Origin of the sequence: Aneurinibacillus sp. Ricciae_BoGa-3, assembly GCF_028421645.1 — a bacterium.
Classification (GTDB): Bacteria; Bacillota; Bacilli; order Aneurinibacillales; family Aneurinibacillaceae; genus Aneurinibacillus_B.
This window is the reverse complement of the sequence record NZ_CP116888.1, coordinates 616,038-630,415: the sequence shown is the minus strand read 5'-3', so window position 1 is coordinate 630,415 and position 14,378 is coordinate 616,038. Positions and strand designations below refer to the sequence as shown.

Annotated in this window: 26 protein-coding genes; 14 read left to right on the top strand and 12 right to left on the bottom strand. The window is 36.9% G+C overall.

Annotated elements, in window-relative coordinates:
- The first annotated feature begins 2 nt into the window (after positions 1–2).
- Positions 3–623: a hypothetical protein gene (locus PP175_RS29160; RefSeq protein ID WP_272443755.1), complete on the top strand. Its 621-nt coding sequence runs from the start codon at positions 3–5 to the stop codon at positions 621–623.
- A 125-nt stretch (positions 624–748) separates the two neighbouring features.
- Positions 749–901 carry a hypothetical protein gene (locus tag PP175_RS29155; protein WP_272443754.1) on the top strand — a complete coding sequence of 51 codons (153 nt, stop codon included), beginning with the start codon at positions 749–751 and terminating at the stop codon, positions 899–901.
- A gap of 220 nt (positions 902–1,121) precedes the next feature.
- On the opposite strand, the gene PP175_RS29150 is transcribed toward PP175_RS29155, so the two are convergent.
- The 3 genes from PP175_RS29150 to PP175_RS29140 form a co-directional block, all read right to left on the bottom strand.
- A complete protein-coding gene (locus tag PP175_RS29150) occupies positions 1,122–1,325 on the bottom strand; it encodes a hypothetical protein (RefSeq protein ID WP_272443753.1) in 204 nt (67 codons plus the stop codon).
- Between the two features lie 241 nt (positions 1,326–1,566).
- The gene (locus PP175_RS29145) at positions 1,567–1,923 is read right to left on the bottom strand and encodes a hypothetical protein (protein ID WP_272443752.1); all 357 of its coding nucleotides are present in this window, start codon (positions 1,921–1,923) and stop codon (positions 1,567–1,569) included.
- A gap of 128 nt (positions 1,924–2,051) precedes the next feature.
- Positions 2,052–2,360 carry a hypothetical protein gene (locus PP175_RS29140; RefSeq protein ID WP_272443751.1) on the bottom strand — a complete coding sequence of 103 codons (309 nt, stop codon included), beginning with the start codon at positions 2,358–2,360 and terminating at the stop codon, positions 2,052–2,054.
- A gap of 132 nt (positions 2,361–2,492) precedes the next feature.
- Between PP175_RS29140 and PP175_RS29135 the strand changes: the two genes are divergently transcribed.
- On the top strand, positions 2,493–3,071 hold the full coding sequence (locus PP175_RS29135) for a hypothetical protein (protein WP_272443750.1): 579 nt from the start codon (positions 2,493–2,495) through the stop codon (positions 3,069–3,071).
- 185 nt (positions 3,072–3,256) lie between these two features.
- On the opposite strand, the gene PP175_RS29130 is transcribed toward PP175_RS29135, so the two are convergent.
- Positions 3,257–3,691 (bottom strand): hypothetical protein, encoded by a 435-nt coding sequence (locus PP175_RS29130; protein ID WP_272443749.1) that lies wholly within the window; start codon positions 3,689–3,691, stop codon positions 3,257–3,259.
- A gap of 213 nt (positions 3,692–3,904) precedes the next feature.
- Between PP175_RS29130 and PP175_RS29125 the strand changes: the two genes are divergently transcribed.
- Together PP175_RS29125 and PP175_RS29120 are read left to right on the top strand one after the other, a co-directional pair.
- Complete coding sequence (locus PP175_RS29125) at positions 3,905–4,309, top strand: hypothetical protein (protein WP_272443748.1); 405 nt, start codon at positions 3,905–3,907, stop codon at positions 4,307–4,309.
- A 231-nt stretch (positions 4,310–4,540) separates the two neighbouring features.
- On the top strand, positions 4,541–5,581 hold the full coding sequence (locus PP175_RS29120; protein ID WP_272443747.1) for a DUF262 domain-containing protein: 1,041 nt from the start codon (positions 4,541–4,543) through the stop codon (positions 5,579–5,581).
- Between the two features lie 551 nt (positions 5,582–6,132).
- On the opposite strand, the gene PP175_RS29115 is transcribed toward PP175_RS29120, so the two are convergent.
- The 5 genes from PP175_RS29115 to PP175_RS29095 form a co-directional block, all read right to left on the bottom strand.
- Positions 6,133–6,336 carry a hypothetical protein gene (locus PP175_RS29115; RefSeq protein WP_272443746.1) on the bottom strand — a complete coding sequence of 68 codons (204 nt, stop codon included), beginning with the start codon at positions 6,334–6,336 and terminating at the stop codon, positions 6,133–6,135.
- Entirely contained in the window at positions 6,329–6,937 is a 609-nt protein-coding gene (locus tag PP175_RS29110; RefSeq protein ID WP_272443745.1) for a hypothetical protein, read from the bottom strand. Before PP175_RS29110 ends, PP175_RS29115 begins: the two co-directional genes overlap by 8 nt.
- 104 nt (positions 6,938–7,041) lie before the next feature.
- Positions 7,042–7,308, bottom strand: a complete 267-nt coding sequence (locus PP175_RS29105) for a DUF1653 domain-containing protein (protein WP_272443744.1) — start codon at positions 7,306–7,308, stop codon at positions 7,042–7,044.
- Positions 7,309–7,335: 27 nt separating this feature from the next.
- On the bottom strand, positions 7,336–7,740 hold the full coding sequence (locus tag PP175_RS29100) for a hypothetical protein (RefSeq protein ID WP_272443743.1): 405 nt from the start codon (positions 7,738–7,740) through the stop codon (positions 7,336–7,338).
- A 2-nt stretch (positions 7,741–7,742) separates the two neighbouring features.
- Positions 7,743–7,949 (bottom strand): hypothetical protein, encoded by a 207-nt coding sequence (locus PP175_RS29095; protein ID WP_272443742.1) that lies wholly within the window; start codon positions 7,947–7,949, stop codon positions 7,743–7,745.
- Positions 7,950–8,134: 185 nt separating this feature from the next.
- On the opposite strand from PP175_RS29095, the gene PP175_RS29090 reads away from it, so the two are divergent.
- From PP175_RS29090 to PP175_RS29065, 6 genes are all read left to right on the top strand, one after another.
- The gene (locus tag PP175_RS29090) at positions 8,135–8,347 is read left to right on the top strand and encodes a hypothetical protein (RefSeq protein ID WP_272443741.1); all 213 of its coding nucleotides are present in this window, start codon (positions 8,135–8,137) and stop codon (positions 8,345–8,347) included.
- Positions 8,348–8,401: 54 nt separating this feature from the next.
- The gene (locus PP175_RS29085) at positions 8,402–8,926 is read left to right on the top strand and encodes a hypothetical protein (protein ID WP_272443740.1); all 525 of its coding nucleotides are present in this window, start codon (positions 8,402–8,404) and stop codon (positions 8,924–8,926) included.
- A gap of 75 nt (positions 8,927–9,001) precedes the next feature.
- Entirely contained in the window at positions 9,002–9,196 is a 195-nt protein-coding gene (locus PP175_RS29080) for a hypothetical protein (protein ID WP_272443739.1), read from the top strand.
- 57 nt (positions 9,197–9,253) lie between these two features.
- The gene (locus PP175_RS29075) at positions 9,254–9,505 is read left to right on the top strand and encodes a hypothetical protein (protein WP_272443738.1); all 252 of its coding nucleotides are present in this window, start codon (positions 9,254–9,256) and stop codon (positions 9,503–9,505) included.
- Between the two features lie 24 nt (positions 9,506–9,529).
- Complete coding sequence (locus PP175_RS29070) at positions 9,530–9,841, top strand: hypothetical protein (protein ID WP_272443737.1); 312 nt, start codon at positions 9,530–9,532, stop codon at positions 9,839–9,841.
- 95 nt (positions 9,842–9,936) lie between these two features.
- Complete coding sequence (locus PP175_RS29065; protein ID WP_272443736.1) at positions 9,937–10,266, top strand: hypothetical protein; 330 nt, start codon at positions 9,937–9,939, stop codon at positions 10,264–10,266.
- A 353-nt stretch (positions 10,267–10,619) separates the two neighbouring features.
- On the opposite strand, the gene PP175_RS29060 is transcribed toward PP175_RS29065, so the two are convergent.
- Together PP175_RS29060 and PP175_RS29055 are read right to left on the bottom strand one after the other, a co-directional pair.
- A complete protein-coding gene (locus tag PP175_RS29060) occupies positions 10,620–10,820 on the bottom strand; it encodes a hypothetical protein (RefSeq protein WP_272443735.1) in 201 nt (66 codons plus the stop codon).
- A gap of 569 nt (positions 10,821–11,389) precedes the next feature.
- On the bottom strand, positions 11,390–11,788 hold the full coding sequence (locus tag PP175_RS29055) for a chemotaxis protein CheX (protein ID WP_272443734.1): 399 nt from the start codon (positions 11,786–11,788) through the stop codon (positions 11,390–11,392).
- Positions 11,789–12,153: 365 nt separating this feature from the next.
- Here PP175_RS29055 and PP175_RS29050 point away from each other — a divergent pair, with 365 nt between their 5' ends.
- The 3 genes from PP175_RS29050 (at position 12,154) to PP175_RS29040 (ending at position 13,242) form a co-directional block, all read left to right on the top strand.
- A complete protein-coding gene (locus PP175_RS29050; protein ID WP_272443733.1) occupies positions 12,154–12,543 on the top strand; it encodes a hypothetical protein in 390 nt (129 codons plus the stop codon).
- Between the two features lie 15 nt (positions 12,544–12,558).
- On the top strand, positions 12,559–12,783 hold the full coding sequence (locus PP175_RS29045) for a hypothetical protein (RefSeq protein WP_272443732.1): 225 nt from the start codon (positions 12,559–12,561) through the stop codon (positions 12,781–12,783).
- Positions 12,784–12,966: 183 nt separating this feature from the next.
- Entirely contained in the window at positions 12,967–13,242 is a 276-nt protein-coding gene (locus PP175_RS29040) for a hypothetical protein (RefSeq protein WP_272443731.1), read from the top strand.
- Positions 13,243–13,503: 261 nt separating this feature from the next.
- Here PP175_RS29040 and PP175_RS29035 read toward each other — a convergent pair whose 3' ends face one another.
- Positions 13,504–14,364: a DUF3846 domain-containing protein gene (locus tag PP175_RS29035; protein ID WP_272443730.1), complete on the bottom strand. Its 861-nt coding sequence runs from the start codon at positions 14,362–14,364 to the stop codon at positions 13,504–13,506.
- Positions 14,365–14,378 lie beyond the last annotated feature (14 nt).

Sequence of the window (14,378 nt, the reverse complement as noted above, 5' to 3'; positions counted from 1 at the left end):
TTATGAATATAAAACTAAAGACTGATTTCTCGGATTATTACGACCACTGGTTCGATAGAGAAGGACGGATTCTTGAACGCTATTCAAACGGCGGAATGAAACGTAGTGAGATGCTAGGGTTTTTGAAAAACAAAGGAGAATTTACACCTCGATTTGGACGGGTTAAAGATTTAGCTAAACAACAAATTGCCAGTTTAGTTATCTATACCAATGAAACAGCCCATCGCTCTGAAGGCAAAGTCCTTCTTCCAACTAAACAAGCCTTGGATAACTATACGGATTCCTTTGCATCCGAGTACCTCACTCCTGATAAGCCAAGCACCTCGATTCGTAGACTCCAAATCGGTCAACACTGTTTTTGGCTTGCCTATCAAAGTACCGATAGCTGGCGTTCTAACTTTGGGGAAGTGACGGTAACACTACTACAAAAAGAGTTTGATTATCACCCATCCATTGATGTCGCTCTCTTTGCCATTGATTATGTACCTCATGAGGACAAACATTATGCAGTGGATTTTAACATTGCCCCTCAAATCAAGGGAACGGGAATCGAAGATATTTTATCTGCCAAAGAGATAGTCCAAAGCCTAAAAATCTGCATAAAAAGAGACACAGAAGATTAGTCCTCATGTGCCTCCCTATTTTTTTGATATAGAACCACCCTTCTATTCGACCTTATACAGCCCCCATTTTCTTTATGTATAATCCTTCCTAAAACGTCACATACTAACATCAGGAGGTGATGAAAATGTATACGAGTGATGTAGACTTCATGTGTGACGGCGAAGATTGTGGACATATGATTGAAGCGGGCGCAGAGTACAATATCGGTTACAAAATTAATGATGAAGGTGAGGAAGAAGAAGTGTATCTTTGCGAAGTCTGTTACGATTTACAGTAACCAGCTTCAGAAGGCAAGGGAATGCCTTGCTTTCTTACATAAGAAAAAGAGTCAGGAAATATCCCCAACTCTTCTTGTTCAATCCGTCTCTTCCACAGTAAAGGTGATATAAAATCCCAATCCGATTCTTCCTCTTTAATAATTCTTAACCCTAACTGTTAAATGACTTGTTGCGCTCCACGAGACAAGTCGATATGAACATTCACCTGTTTTTCCACCTCTACTCATCCTTCTGTTTTAACGCCATTCCTTGCACTCCGTACGCTTTGCCTATTTGATTCATATAGTTATCAAGAAGCCTATTTACCGTTATTTGAAGTCTTTGGTATAACGATTCGGTATAAAAGTGAGGAGAACCTTTTGTGTAGCCAATCTTTTGATTGATGACAAACAAAACACGTATAGCTTGTTTTTTATCCTCCATAGCTTCCACCCTTGTAATGATGTCGTTAATCCAACTTTTCATGTGCGAAGTATCGTTTTTTTAACCTAACATGTTCATATCTGGATTAATAAGGTTTTCCCAAGACCTATCATGCATTCCAATCTCTCCTTTATTGATTCTTATTATTCGCCTTTTTCACGAAAGCTCTGCAGTTCTTTTAAAAAACCAACTTTAGTGTCATAGTCCAGTTTGTGCTTTTCACTCGCCGTCTCTTTGTATTTCAGCAAAAGAGAACAGACCGTTTCGATTGTTTCATTGCAGAGTTCAAGCGGAATCTCCCACTCGTTTCGCCACTCCCTCTTTTCCTTACAAAACATGCCAAATGAAAATCATGTTCGTGAGAAGCGACGGTTTGAAGTACATCGTGATAGGTTTTCAAACGACTAAGATTCGTTTCTGATTCCATTAATCGTTTGTTTCGCTCTCCCTCGTCTTCAATGCGTGCCATCAGCCTTCGACCAAAGCCTTCTTCCAACTCAATCTTATCTGCTATGGTCGCAATAATGTTGCTCAACATGATTTTGCGCTGTGTGGTAAGTCTAAAAAGCTTCTTTCTCCCTGATTTTGTTATAGACATCTGCCTCTCTCCTTTTACATATTCTCATAAGGACCTGTTTTTTGTACCTTTTGTATTATAATTTGGTTAACGTTTTTTATAAGACGACGAATTCGTATAGCAAAAAAAGCATGAAACCAAAAAAGGAATCACTGCTTTTTATCTGTGGGAAGTTCCCATGTTGTGTGCAATAAGGTACACAATGCCCAACCTGTATATTGATGGTTGCCTGCTTGATAAACGAATTTGAAAATATAAGCCCCTTTACCATGCTCCCAAAGCGGGAACGGGTCTTGTAACCAATTCGATTGCTGTATGCTTACGATTGTTCCGTGTTCAGATGATACTTTTTGTTGAATTTGATGTTTATAATAGCTCGTGAACCACATTTCTAACCCAAACAAAAGGACGCCTACCACCACAATTACGAAAAATAACGATATAACCTTTTTATTCAATCTCAAGTTCTCCTTTTCATTCATACAAACTAGTATAATAAATAAAAAAGGTAAATTTTTATTACCTTTTCCCTTGAATTCCATTCCCAATTTTACAAAAACTGATATAATAGCTTATAAGGGGTGAGTTAAATGAAAGCAACCGTAAATTATCAAGGGTGCGATGAATTACATAATCAAGTAGAAAAAATATTTAAACATAGAGAAAAAGAGATTACATGGATGGAGAACGGCTTGCGGATACTTGTCCCTGGTCTTCCCTACTCGTTCCAAATCAGTTGCTATGAAGAAATCGGTTGGAACGTATTCTTAACCTCACATACAGACTCTTTTGAGGACGACGAAGAAACCGATAGGTTTTACTCTCAGTTAGAAGATGCCATCGAAGAAGTAAACACCCAATATTTTGATTTTGGCGACCATGAACGAGAAATCATTGCCCAACGTTTCTTTGACTTAAAATTTCTCACTGAAGATAAACTGCAAAAAGTTGAGGGCATTGATGCCATAAAAGATACAGGTCGATATGTATTAAAAGTAGCTTTTAAAGAACCCCAGCAAAACGAAAAATCTGTTTTGGAACTAGGTTATTCCAATGTTTTCGAGAGATGGTATATGGATGTTCCAGAAACACCCGTTTTTCAACATGATGGATTGAAACAGGAATTAACCCAACTTGATAGCTTAATTACCAGTTATAATCAAGCATAAAAGTGGACGAGGTTCAAAAAACCTCGTCCTTTTTATATTCCAAAGGGGGTATTTTTATAATACATTAATTTTAGCATATAGTCAATAATTATTTAAAAATTGACATTGAAAAAACCTCCATCTTAAGAGGCTTTTTTGGCTTTTTTATTATGTATTTATACGATTTCAATATGTACATTAAGGGTTTAGACAGTTACTTTGAAAAAATTTTCCAAAATTAAACTTGTTAAAGAATGATTGAGAAAAAGTGCTGAGTGAACCTGTTGTTGATAGAAAAAATGCTCGTCCTTTTCATATCTTCCAGATGATATGTCCACATTCTCTACGCAAAAAGCTCGAACACTTAACAGAAAATCATCAAGGACTGCTTCTTTTTTTGTGTCGCCCTTTATAACTGTTTTTATTTTGTTAACAGCGTCATTTAAGGAATGATGAATCAACCGCAACATTAAAATTCTTTTATAGTAAAAACTCAAGCTATCCATACTGCCGAGTGTAAGATTGGGGTTGTACTTCTTTAAACAACCAAGCATGCTAGCATAATTTACTTGTTTGTCTGGATGAATATAAGATATCTGATTTTCCATCCTTTTTAGTTGTTCCCCTATTAACGTATCCACTTTACTTCCCCCTGATTTATATGTGGCTTTTTGCAACATTTTCACTCACATTGTGGCTTTATGCCATAATTATAAGACAATGCTAACAAATTTGTATCATATTGTCAATTAAATCAAGGAAAATCATGGCGTAATTTTAAAAAGCTGTCGTTTTTTTAGTTTATATACTATATAATATAGTATATAAACTATAGTCAAATAAAAGGAGCGGCAATGATGCCTGATTTAAAAGAAATAGCCTTCCGAAAACGAAAAAGCATTAAACGAGCCATTGCGAGATTTTGTTATTTAAAGAACATCGACATCTCCCCTGATGAATTTGAAGCATGGGTTAGAAGAACACAAGATTCAGGTTATAACAGTTCGATTCGTTTCTTTGCCCTGTATTTAGAGAAAAAAGGAACACCACTAAAAGAGAAACGACAACTACTTCTCCAATTCACGATAGAATACAATACCGAAATGTATTGCAAACAGTTCCCAAACGCCAACCAATCAGTAGAGCGCATCCTATCTGGTGAACGATTACCCGAAGACGAATCCTTCTTTAAACAATACGTGTACGATATTGTCAAAGCAAATAAACTTCAACTTCAAGTTATCGAATCATACGTATAGGTGTCTTTTAAACTATAGGCTTCCCTTTTATTGTAAGGGAGGTCTTTTTTATATCAAAATACATAACCTTTTCTTTCACCTCTAACCCATTTACGTTATAATATGAACTAATAAAGTTTGGTTCCAAACCTCTTTATTTTTTGTCAGAAATTTTTCGTTTCATTGTATAGAATCACATGCATTGGCAATATACTTTTATAAAGGAAACGAATATAAAAGGAGTGTGTGTTCATGAAAACAGGAAAAGTTTCATGGAAAGTAGAACGATTAGCCAAGATGTTCAAGGGCAAAAAAGTTAATTTTGACTTGGTCATTCAGCGCAAGAAAAACATATGGGATTTAAAGCGTCAATCCATTTTGATTCATAGTATCCTGTCTGGTTATCCTATCCCTGCACTGTTTGCATCTAAAGAGGATTCCGTTTACAACTTCTTAGACGGAAAACAAAGATTAACGAGTGTTTTCTCATACATCTCAGAAAAAGAGGGGTATCCGCTTCATCAAGACACCCCACCTGTTGAGGGTGTAGAAATTGCGGGGCTTCGTTTCTCAGAACTTCCAGAAGATTTCCAAAACCGTCTTCTTCAATACGAAATCGATGCGATTAAAATTGAGGAAGCGACACAAGAGGAGATGGAAGAACTCTTCTACCGTTTCAACAACGGCGTACCGTTACGTCCAATCGAAACAACCAGAGCTATCCTTGGAAGCAAAGTGCTTAAATTTGTTGAGCATATTGCCAGCATGGACTTCTTTGCGGAAAAAGTGAACCTTTCAAAATCCGCAAGACAGCGTTACGTTGACCAGGAACTGGTGCTTCAAATTTTGGCTCTTCTTAAAAACGGGGAGACAGGCTTTAGCGGTAAAGAACTGCAAGCGTTCGTCCAAGAATTACGCAATGTTGAAATTCAGGATGAATTACGGGCGCAAATGCAAAACGCATGTTTTTATCTCAACGAAGCATTTACTCGCAAAGAAAAGTTCTTAAAGAAACTTCACGTTCCGATGCTCTTTAAACTGGTATTAGATATCCAGAAAAAAGGCATCACCATTACGCCTAAAGATTTTGGTGATTGGGCAAGAGGATTCTTCGATAACCTTCCACAAGCCTACTTCGAGGCTAGTCAGTCGGGAAGTGCTCGTAAGGAAAACGTACAAAAACGACTGTCCATCATGGCTTCCGATTTCAACTCCTATTTGGAAAAAAAAGAGGAGAATGAAGAAGGAGATAGTGATGCGGGGCGGTTTCAAAAACAAGACGAAGCCGTCTAAATCCAATATCATTCCCTACCGAAACAAGTCATCTTAACTGGTGGCTTGTTTCTTTTTTCCAGAAAACAACATTCGGAAAACATAAACCTATATATTACGAAAAAAACGTAAAAGCTTATAATGAAATTAATCCCTTCCTATTTTCATCAAATGCCTGTCGCAAAAGAATGATAAACTGTGGCTAACATTCTTCCTACCATCGGTATTCAATGAGATGCTATTTTTCCTCGACAGATAAGTCCTTCAACAATCGCATATACCATACGTTTTCAATATCCTCGTTGGTAATCGCTTGTACTTCGTCTTCACTTTTTATGAACACCCACCAACTTTCTATGCCATAAATGACTTCGTTCAGTTCAGGCACATAAATAGCAGGATTAAAATGCCTCTCAACACTTAATCCCTGTTGTTGGCGAATGCGAAATCAAAAGACCGATATCACTGTCTCCCAATAGTATTCCAAGATAGGATTTATTTTCGTATTTCTCTGCAGATGGACGAATTTTTACCAACTTACCTGTTTTGTTTGGGTTTGTACGAAGCCCTTTCTACTTTGATTTATCAATGCCTGTAATTTCTAAAGGATATTCGATATATCGGGATTTGAACTCTGTACACTCGACTTCAAAACCTTCAATGGTTTCCATTCTGCTTAAATCCCGCTGTCCCTTTTTGCATTGGTAAGCGAGGTTTTCCGATAGCCAATCCACGCTACAATACTGACATCGTTCACACTGCACCCGTTTATTCATTTTCTTCCACTTCTTCTACGGTAACTTTCTTTATTTCTACCAAGCTGTCATAGAGAAAAGAAGGACAACGGTCACTTTGTGTCAAAGATTCCATGTAACCATAGATAAAATGCTTGCCGTTGTAGTCTTCTATTTTATCGCCATCAAATTCTCCAGGTCGGAAGAAATCCTTTGCCGCCTGCTCCCCTTCGCTTTCTTTGATATCAGCGTAGTATTGGGTAATTTCTTCTACTTCAAAGAAACCAATTGTACCCGCATCAATGGTGATTTTTCTTTTCATGGACGGCTCTTTCCCTTCGTCTACCGTCAGATTAATATTGGTCATGGTTGTATCCTTGTCATCCAGATACGTAATGATTTGTCCTTCATCCGATTCACTTATCACGAATAAACTTTTAACATGAACTTCATCTACCTCATATTCCTTTTTCATCTTTTTTAATGTGGTCGAAGAAATCGCCTCCATCAGCTTATTGAACGTACGCACAAATTTTGTTACTTTATCTTCAATCGATACGCTTGTACCCTTTTGATGGGTATACACCCCATACTCTATTTGAATCTTTACGTTTTCTATTCGGGTTACGATTTCTTTATTCATGTGATTCTATCTCCCTTTGATTTTTTGTACCAAACGCCAAGGCTGACAATTATCGCTCGCTCTTTGTGTTGTACTATCTGATAGGTGCTTTTCCCATTCACTTCCTATAAAATCAACTTGCCATCAAACGGTTCAAAACGGTAGGTCTGACCCGTTACATTTTCATCCTGTTTATCATCTGGAACTTTCTCAATAAACATATCAAACGGACGGTGATGGATTTCGCCGTCTTCATACAGGGCTTGATAGGTTACAAGCACTTCCCTATCCCCTTCGGTGTGTCTCCCTACACAAAAAACGTAATAAAGCATGCCTTTAAAGTGTCGGTAACAGCGTCTTACTTCGAGTTTTGTCCAATCTTGGCTGTACATAATAAACCTCATTTTAAGATTCATCCTTTATTCAACAACGAAACCATCAGGCTTCCAGATATCTTTAATCGGAAATGTAACCTCTACACCAACCGTTTTTAATGCGGCTAATCCGATTGCTAATGGGATTTCCGAATGATACTTATACTGTACAACTCCCCTATCCTTTGTATAGAAGCTGGCACACCATACACTTTCATCCGTAACAGGAATACCGTAACCGAGTTCATCTGTTTCAGTGAGACCAAAACAAAAACCTCCGTCGCCTCTCAATTTTTGAACCAATTGAAAAGCGGCTTCTAAATTTGTTGAGTAAGGAGCAGGAGATGTATGAATTACGGGTAGCTGAGTATAAACATTAACAATCGGGTCATTCCCCATAATATGTCTATCCAGCAACACATCAAGTTTGCGATATTGGTCTTCGTTCAAGTCTACTCACCTTTACTTTCTCTTCGTTGTATCATGCGGTGTTTTACTTCTTTTCGAAATTTCAAAGCTTTTTGGTGTAAAATATCACGTTGCTTAGTCGTGACTGCAAACTTCAATGGTTTAGTTAACTTCAATCGTTTATTTCTTCCACGGTTAATCGCTCTCCATCGACAGCGATTGGGAACTTCGTTTTCAAAAGGGTTTTTCATCTTCCCAACTCCAAATAGGCTTTCAACCACATTCATTTTATACTAACTTAATTATAACGTTCGTTTTATATTTTGTAAATTTAAATTTACCTTTTATAATTTATGTGATAGATTAGTATTATACATAAGAAAGAAAGACAAGGAGACAAAGTATACTTTATCAACTTTTATAAGGAGTGACATTTATGTGGAAAATGGTTTGGTTTGAAGAGAATGAAGAAATGTCCATGAGCATTAACGGTTCTTTAGTGGATGTGGAAACCGAGCTCATACGATTAGAAGATAACGGCATCAATACCAATCAGGTAAAGGTATTTACTCCACAAGGTGTGAAATTGAGTTACTTGGAAGCTATGACATTGCTTGTATCTTCTTCAATAGCTAGTGAAGTTCATTGAGGCTGTTTAGCTAAGAGTTCGCTGTTAACTTACGTCATAAAAAAGGAGAAAACTATGCAACAAGCAAAGAAAATTTTAGACCAAAGAATTAAAAAATACGGACTAGAACGTTTCCTTATTCCTGAAAAATCATTGTCAGATATGTCAATCGATGAATTACGTGATTATGCTTCTGCCTTGGAAGCATCGAGATATGACAAAACCGTTTATTCGTTTTTTTCTAACGAATTAAGTGACTATGAGAAACAGTTAAATCAGGAATTCTTTAATCGCCTAAAGCAAAGAGGACTACTTGATATTTATAAGTGGCTGGACACTTTTAATCGTGATAGTGTATGGGAATCCGACATTGATTATCGGGTGTTGGTACGTGATAGCAAACCTTCCCGTGAAGCCGCTCAAGTGTTACAGGTTCTTAAAATCAAGGAATTTCTCGATACCTATCAGGTTCCTTTACCTCAATTGATTGCGTTATATCAGGATGTAAAAGCCACGCACTATTTTGCACGATTTGAGTATAACAGTGACCAATTGACGAAAGGTGAAATGTATATTAACGCTTTCTGGTCTACTTTCTAAAAAGGGTCTTCATTAACTATGAAAGGTATAGACCTCCTCAAATAACCATACTGAGAAAGAAGATGAGTATGTAAAATGAATGAAAACATCAGACAATATTTTGTTATCGTTGGAGACAATGACCCTATTGTTGTGACGGTGAAAGACGATGTTAATCGCCCGAATAATCCTGATTGCGACGAAGTTTTAACATCTTGGATAACAAATAATTACGGCTATGTGAATTATCAATATTGGGAAATTGACACCTGTGAAAAACACGAAATTTAGTACACAGATGTGAATGTAGTCTAGCATTCTTATTTCTGGATAGACAAGGAGAAGAAAATGGAGAAAATACAAAAGGAACAATTAAACGATTATGTAAGAGAAATGATTCAAGCCGATAACGACAAGAACATAAAATCTCTTATAAAGCGTATTGAAGACGAAATCGAGCAGTTACGTAGCGATGTTCTTCACGTTAAGCAAGGCACAACGGTTGCGGTAATCAATGATGCGATTGAACAGCGACAGAAACGCTTAGATGAACTCAACCGCATGATTTCGAGCAAACCCAAAAGGAAAGAATCCAAATAGACGGATAAAAAAGGAGAGAACACCATGAACGTGTTACAAATGATTGAGGAAAGCAATCGAGTTTTACCTGATTTTCTATGGGAGATTAAGCAAGTAACTGAGGCAAAAGATGAAAATGTACCAAAATATACCGACCGCAACCGTATCGGTAAACAAGTACGCTGTTTGTTACCTTTACAGGAAAAAATGCCTCTCCATTTGGCTTATTTTGACGAAGTAAAAACAGGGGTCATTCAACATTCTCGTATTCAAAAAGTAATCGCCTCCCCTACTAGCGTGAAGGTCTACACGGAAAATACAATGGTTGAGTTACAACTTATATCTAATCTAGATTAGGGTAAAACATCGTTCATGTTGACTATAGTGTTTAACTATTGTACGATTTAACCAACAAGAAACTAACTAAAAACTAAAAAAGGTGGTCATTCATTATGCAAATCAATTCAAATGTACAACTTCATACACAAACCGCACATCAAATCAATCAAGTGCAAGCAAAACCAGTTGAAAGCCAGCAACAAGAACAGGAAGAGACACAAAAAGCACAACAACAACCAGCCGTAAAGGTTGAAATCTCTAAAGAAGCTAGAGAACTAGCGAAAGCATCTTCTGCTGGAAAAGAAACCAAGCCGAATGTGGTAACTCAAAGCAATGTAGCGGCTCAAACGTATAGCCCTGCTTCCATTGCCCAACATGCACAATCCGTACAAAAGGCGAAACAACCCCAAGTGGAAGAAGCAACAGGCTCTAAAGCCAGCTAAACAATATCAAAAAGAGGTAATAGGATTTTTTCCTACTACCTCTTTTTTTACTTATTGACATGAACTTGTTGCCAAGGCTCTAACTTAAATCGTTCCTTAATTTGTTTGAAAAAGGATTCCCACTCTTCAATGGTAAAGTTAGTGTCAGGAATCTTAGCATTTACATATTTAACTCCATGAAAGGTCGATATGTCGATTGTACCTATATCGATAATGCCATCCTGTATGAGAAAATATCCTTCAATGATATCACTCTCTTGAGTTTTTCGGCTATACGGATTATTGAGTTAAAAGCAATAAGATGAAGTAGAAGAAATACATCATCATAAAGTTTAAATGGTTCATACTACGAACTAAATAATGCCTTCCTTTTTAGCATTTATTAGCTTAAAAGCATCTGATATTGATTTAGAATCTTTTTCTGACACAATTATTTTTTCTTTTGAGAGAGGGAGGTTAAGCCAAACCGCACCACATTTCCAATCTATTTCAATTGTGTAAGGGACTTCTTTAAAATTTTCAGATTCCATACGTTCACCATCTTTCTTGTTCATAGATTTATTTCTTACGCTTATTCTATTTTCAACACGGTAATCCAATTTATGAAGTTTTATTGCAATTTATTATGACAGGCTATTTCAACACGTTATTCCGAATAGCCAGTTTTTCTATCAATATCTTTTCCATAAACGCTTTCATCTAGTAATTTAAATGTTAAAACTTTTCTTGTTGTGAGACTCATATGACCCACTCCTCTATTGTTATGGTTTACTCTATATCCTATTCATTTTTCAGTAGATTTATCGTTTAGGTTCGTCGAATAAAAAAATAAAGAAGGGCATCTTACTTCCCTTCCAGTTGGTTAATCTTTTTTGATACCACAACGAGTACAATAAAAGGGATGACGAGGCTTCCCTCTTCCTAGAAAGCAGTATCCTTTCCACGTCCAGGCATGCCCTTCTCTCTTACATTGTGAATACCGTAAGATTTGTTTTTCAGGGAATAAAATCAACTCAAAGATTATCACTGCCCCTATACAAATTAACACCCACAAGCAGTCTAAAAAAGACCAGCCTATATTGTTGATGACTCTCCTTATTAACTCCACTAATGAAACACTGCCTTATTCCTGTGCGACGGAAATATCAAAATCTACGTCAAACTCCTGGTACTTTAATTTAATGGAGAGTAAGGGCAATTTACTAAAGGTAAGTTGAATGTTTTGTCCCGTAAGAAGAGACGGCGGAGTAATATCAACGCTTACGCCTTGACTAGCAAAAGCCGTACAAACGCTTCCCATTATCATGTTAGAGAGTTCGGATACTGCGCTTTTAGGAATTTCGTCAAACGCTGTAACAGGCATTCCTCCCATCATATTGGACGCGATTTGCTTTGCAAACTCTTCGTCCAAGTTAATTGCAACTGAGCCTCTGATGTCTCCTGTAATGCCGACCATAACAACAACATCTTTACTTGCGACAGGTGAATTTTTAACCGTTGTTCCAGCAAGCTCTAAAGGCAATTGAGCGACTTGATTGAATATATTTTGACACTCCATAATAAACGGATTAATATGTTCTGCTTTAATGTTAACCCCTCCCTGAATACGAACTGTTTATATTCATTTTAATTCATTTGTTGACCATAGTCAATTGTATTTGAACATTACTACAGACAGTAAAAAACAGATTAGATAGAATCTAACCCCTTCTTTTCTTATAACCAGCGAAAAATCCTTGACTAAACCCGCTAAAAGAAACGAGACGTTGTTAGAACGTAAAAACGAGAATAAATCAAAGGCTATAGACATTTCATTCATTGCATATAAGAATAGAAACAAAAAATAAAGGGATTTCAGATGAAATACCTGATAAAAAGGATGATACGATGAACGGTTTTAAACTGGTTACGCAAAGAGAAGAAATTGAACAACTATCTGAGGAATTGAAGAAGTATAGCTATGGAATGGAATATCCATTTGTATTTTTAAAAGAAGGAAAGGTAATAGTAAAAGGTGAACTTGCTTTTATGCAAGACAATTCCGTTGAGGTTAAATTGATGGAATCTATCCAAAAGAGAAAAGGAAATGGACGAGTCTTTATCGAATACCTAAAGAGTCTAGCAAATGTACATGAAATTTATGGCGAAGCGGTTCCTGAAGCTGTACCCTTTTGGCATGAGATGGGCGCAGAATTTGAACCTTCCGTTTTTGAGGAGTATCTTGCCACACCCGTACATGAGGAGGGCTTTCTGGTTCCATTTCAAATCGCATGCTAGACAGGAGGAATTTATATGTCCATCAGTTACATTAAAGAGTATAAAAACTACCTAGCGTTTTTAGTTCTAATAGCAAGTGGATATGTTCTACTTGATTCAATGTTAATCCTACAAGGAACATTATTAGGTGACATTTTTGGAGGGTTTATTGAAGTCATTCGTGCCATACATTCTACAACAATGGTGGCTACTTCTCTAATCCTGATTTCCGTTTATTGGACTTTAATCATCAAAAAGTGAATGTCAAAAAGAGCCGTCCTAAAACCACGGCTCTTTCTCTTTATATCAATCCTATATCACGATTTAACCAAATTTTAAGCATCCACAAAGTGTGTTTTTTATTTTTTTGTGTACGGCGCATAAAATACAAAAGACTTACAAAAAAGGCGTTTATATAACAAGTTTTGAAAGGAGTCTAATATCATGTTAGAAAAATTATCGGAAACTGGTTGGAGTGTTTTGAAGTTTTTAGGGTGTATTGCGGTTGCTTATCTGGTTTTAATGCTGATTTTAGGGGGCGTCTCCGTATTAATTCCCGATACTTCTTCGTGGTTTGGAACAACTATTTCAAACAGCTTCCAAAAAAACTTGGTGCATTTGGCAATAACCTTGTTCCATTCTATTAAAATGGACGTTTTCTCAGTCTTTATCCTTGGGGTATGGTACGCTGTATGGAAGAAACGCAAGCATTACTATTAAGTAGAAAACAAAAAGCCATCTAGGGAGATGGCTTTTCTGCTTTATATGATATGGTCTTTATAAACAGTAAAGGGGTTCAATGGTCTCTGCCATCTGTTGAGTTGCTGTGACAAGTTCCTTCGAAATGGTATGGATAAGCTCTACATCCTTTCATATTGAACACCAACCACAACGATTTGCACTCATTGCTTACTTTAATTATCGAAGTAAGCCAATATTTCTTGTGCATTATCCGTAAGGTTAGCAAAGACGGACTGTACGTTATTCAAACTTTTTATAGTTAGCGTTTTGTTTCTTTGCCATTTGATAAGCGATTTTTTCGAGATAGGTGTAGATATCCTTTCCATTTTTCTCAATGTCTTTTATTTCTGCCTCTATCATCCGTAAGTTGTCTGGATTCTCTTGGGAAAGAATAAACTCAATAACCGATTCCGTTCCAATGTGATAGTTGATATCACTCAAGTCGAAGTTGAACATTTTACGTTGGATTTCGTGTTCTTCAAAATAAGCGGATAAATACGAGCTATTGCTTGAAAAATTTTTCCGTTTTTCTAAAGCTTGTCGCACTTCTTTGATTTGTTGTTCGGATAGTGACACACTCTCTCCATTCCACAATCCTGTCACAAAAAAGGTTCCATAAAAACCTCTGTCCTTTGGCAAGTCTAACAACATGCCATCTTCATTACAGATTAACACCAAATCGGGTCTACCCACTGACACATATTCCGTTGAACCTCCCACAATTTGGCGAAAACCTTCCAGGGTATGCTCAATCTCTTTAACTACGCTCGGTTTATACGGTTCGAATACTAACACCTTGATGTAGTTGCCCATTTGTCTAACTTCTTCACCATTCACATAACAACTAATTTCTTCAATGGCATCCACTTCTAATACAACAGAACGAAGATGGTCTCGGATAAAAGCGTCCTTTGAATAGCTCTTGAAATCAATCGTTGCTTCCTCTTGTGTTAGTTCATACATTTCATATCTGTCTTCATAGGGATTTAGCCGTTGTCCAGTTGAAATTATCTTTTTGAGAATCAGGAAGTTGTTGATTGCCTCTTTGATTGCATGGACTTCCAACTTTATAGAATTGGTATCTGCCATTACATAACGCATGTATTTCCTCCGTC

Bases quoted from the DNA above. Each gene is read 5' to 3' on its own strand.
- PP175_RS29075 (WP_272443738.1), top strand. From the start codon at position 9,254: ATGGAGAAAATACAAAAGGAACAATTAAACGATTATGTAAGAGAAATG.
- PP175_RS29125 (WP_272443748.1), top strand. From the start codon at position 3,905: ATGATGCCTGATTTAAAAGAAATAGCCTTCCGAAAACGAAAAAGCATT.
- PP175_RS29050 (WP_272443733.1), top strand. From the start codon at position 12,154: ATGAACGGTTTTAAACTGGTTACGCAAAGAGAAGAAATTGAACAACTA.
- PP175_RS29070 (WP_272443737.1), top strand. From the start codon at position 9,530: ATGAACGTGTTACAAATGATTGAGGAAAGCAATCGAGTTTTACCTGAT.
- PP175_RS29160 (WP_272443755.1), top strand. From the start codon at position 3: ATGAATATAAAACTAAAGACTGATTTCTCGGATTATTACGACCACTGG.
- PP175_RS29060 (WP_272443735.1), bottom strand. From the start codon at position 10,820: ATGAACAAGAAAGATGGTGAACGTATGGAATCTGAAAATTTTAAAGAA.
- PP175_RS29110 (WP_272443745.1), bottom strand. From the start codon at position 6,937: ATGAATAAAGAAATCGTAACCCGAATAGAAAACGTAAAGATTCAAATA.
- PP175_RS29120 (WP_272443747.1), top strand. From the start codon at position 4,541: ATGAAAACAGGAAAAGTTTCATGGAAAGTAGAACGATTAGCCAAGATG.
- PP175_RS29090 (WP_272443741.1), top strand. From the start codon at position 8,135: ATGTGGAAAATGGTTTGGTTTGAAGAGAATGAAGAAATGTCCATGAGC.
- PP175_RS29145 (WP_272443752.1), bottom strand. From the start codon at position 1,923: ATGTCTATAACAAAATCAGGGAGAAAGAAGCTTTTTAGACTTACCACA.
- PP175_RS29045 (WP_272443732.1), top strand. From the start codon at position 12,559: ATGTCCATCAGTTACATTAAAGAGTATAAAAACTACCTAGCGTTTTTA.
- PP175_RS29105 (WP_272443744.1), bottom strand. From the start codon at position 7,308: ATGTACAGCCAAGATTGGACAAAACTCGAAGTAAGACGCTGTTACCGA.
- PP175_RS29035 (WP_272443730.1), bottom strand. From the start codon at position 14,364: ATGCGTTATGTAATGGCAGATACCAATTCTATAAAGTTGGAAGTCCAT.
- PP175_RS29095 (WP_272443742.1), bottom strand. From the start codon at position 7,949: ATGAAAAACCCTTTTGAAAACGAAGTTCCCAATCGCTGTCGATGGAGA.
- PP175_RS29085 (WP_272443740.1), top strand. From the start codon at position 8,402: ATGCAACAAGCAAAGAAAATTTTAGACCAAAGAATTAAAAAATACGGA.
- PP175_RS29135 (WP_272443750.1), top strand. From the start codon at position 2,493: ATGAAAGCAACCGTAAATTATCAAGGGTGCGATGAATTACATAATCAA.
- PP175_RS29115 (WP_272443746.1), bottom strand. From the start codon at position 6,336: ATGAATAAACGGGTGCAGTGTGAACGATGTCAGTATTGTAGCGTGGAT.
- PP175_RS29080 (WP_272443739.1), top strand. From the start codon at position 9,002: ATGAATGAAAACATCAGACAATATTTTGTTATCGTTGGAGACAATGAC.
- PP175_RS29150 (WP_272443753.1), bottom strand. From the start codon at position 1,325: ATGGAGGATAAAAAACAAGCTATACGTGTTTTGTTTGTCATCAATCAA.
- PP175_RS29040 (WP_272443731.1), top strand. From the start codon at position 12,967: ATGTTAGAAAAATTATCGGAAACTGGTTGGAGTGTTTTGAAGTTTTTA.
- PP175_RS29155 (WP_272443754.1), top strand. From the start codon at position 749: ATGTATACGAGTGATGTAGACTTCATGTGTGACGGCGAAGATTGTGGA.
- PP175_RS29065 (WP_272443736.1), top strand. From the start codon at position 9,937: ATGCAAATCAATTCAAATGTACAACTTCATACACAAACCGCACATCAA.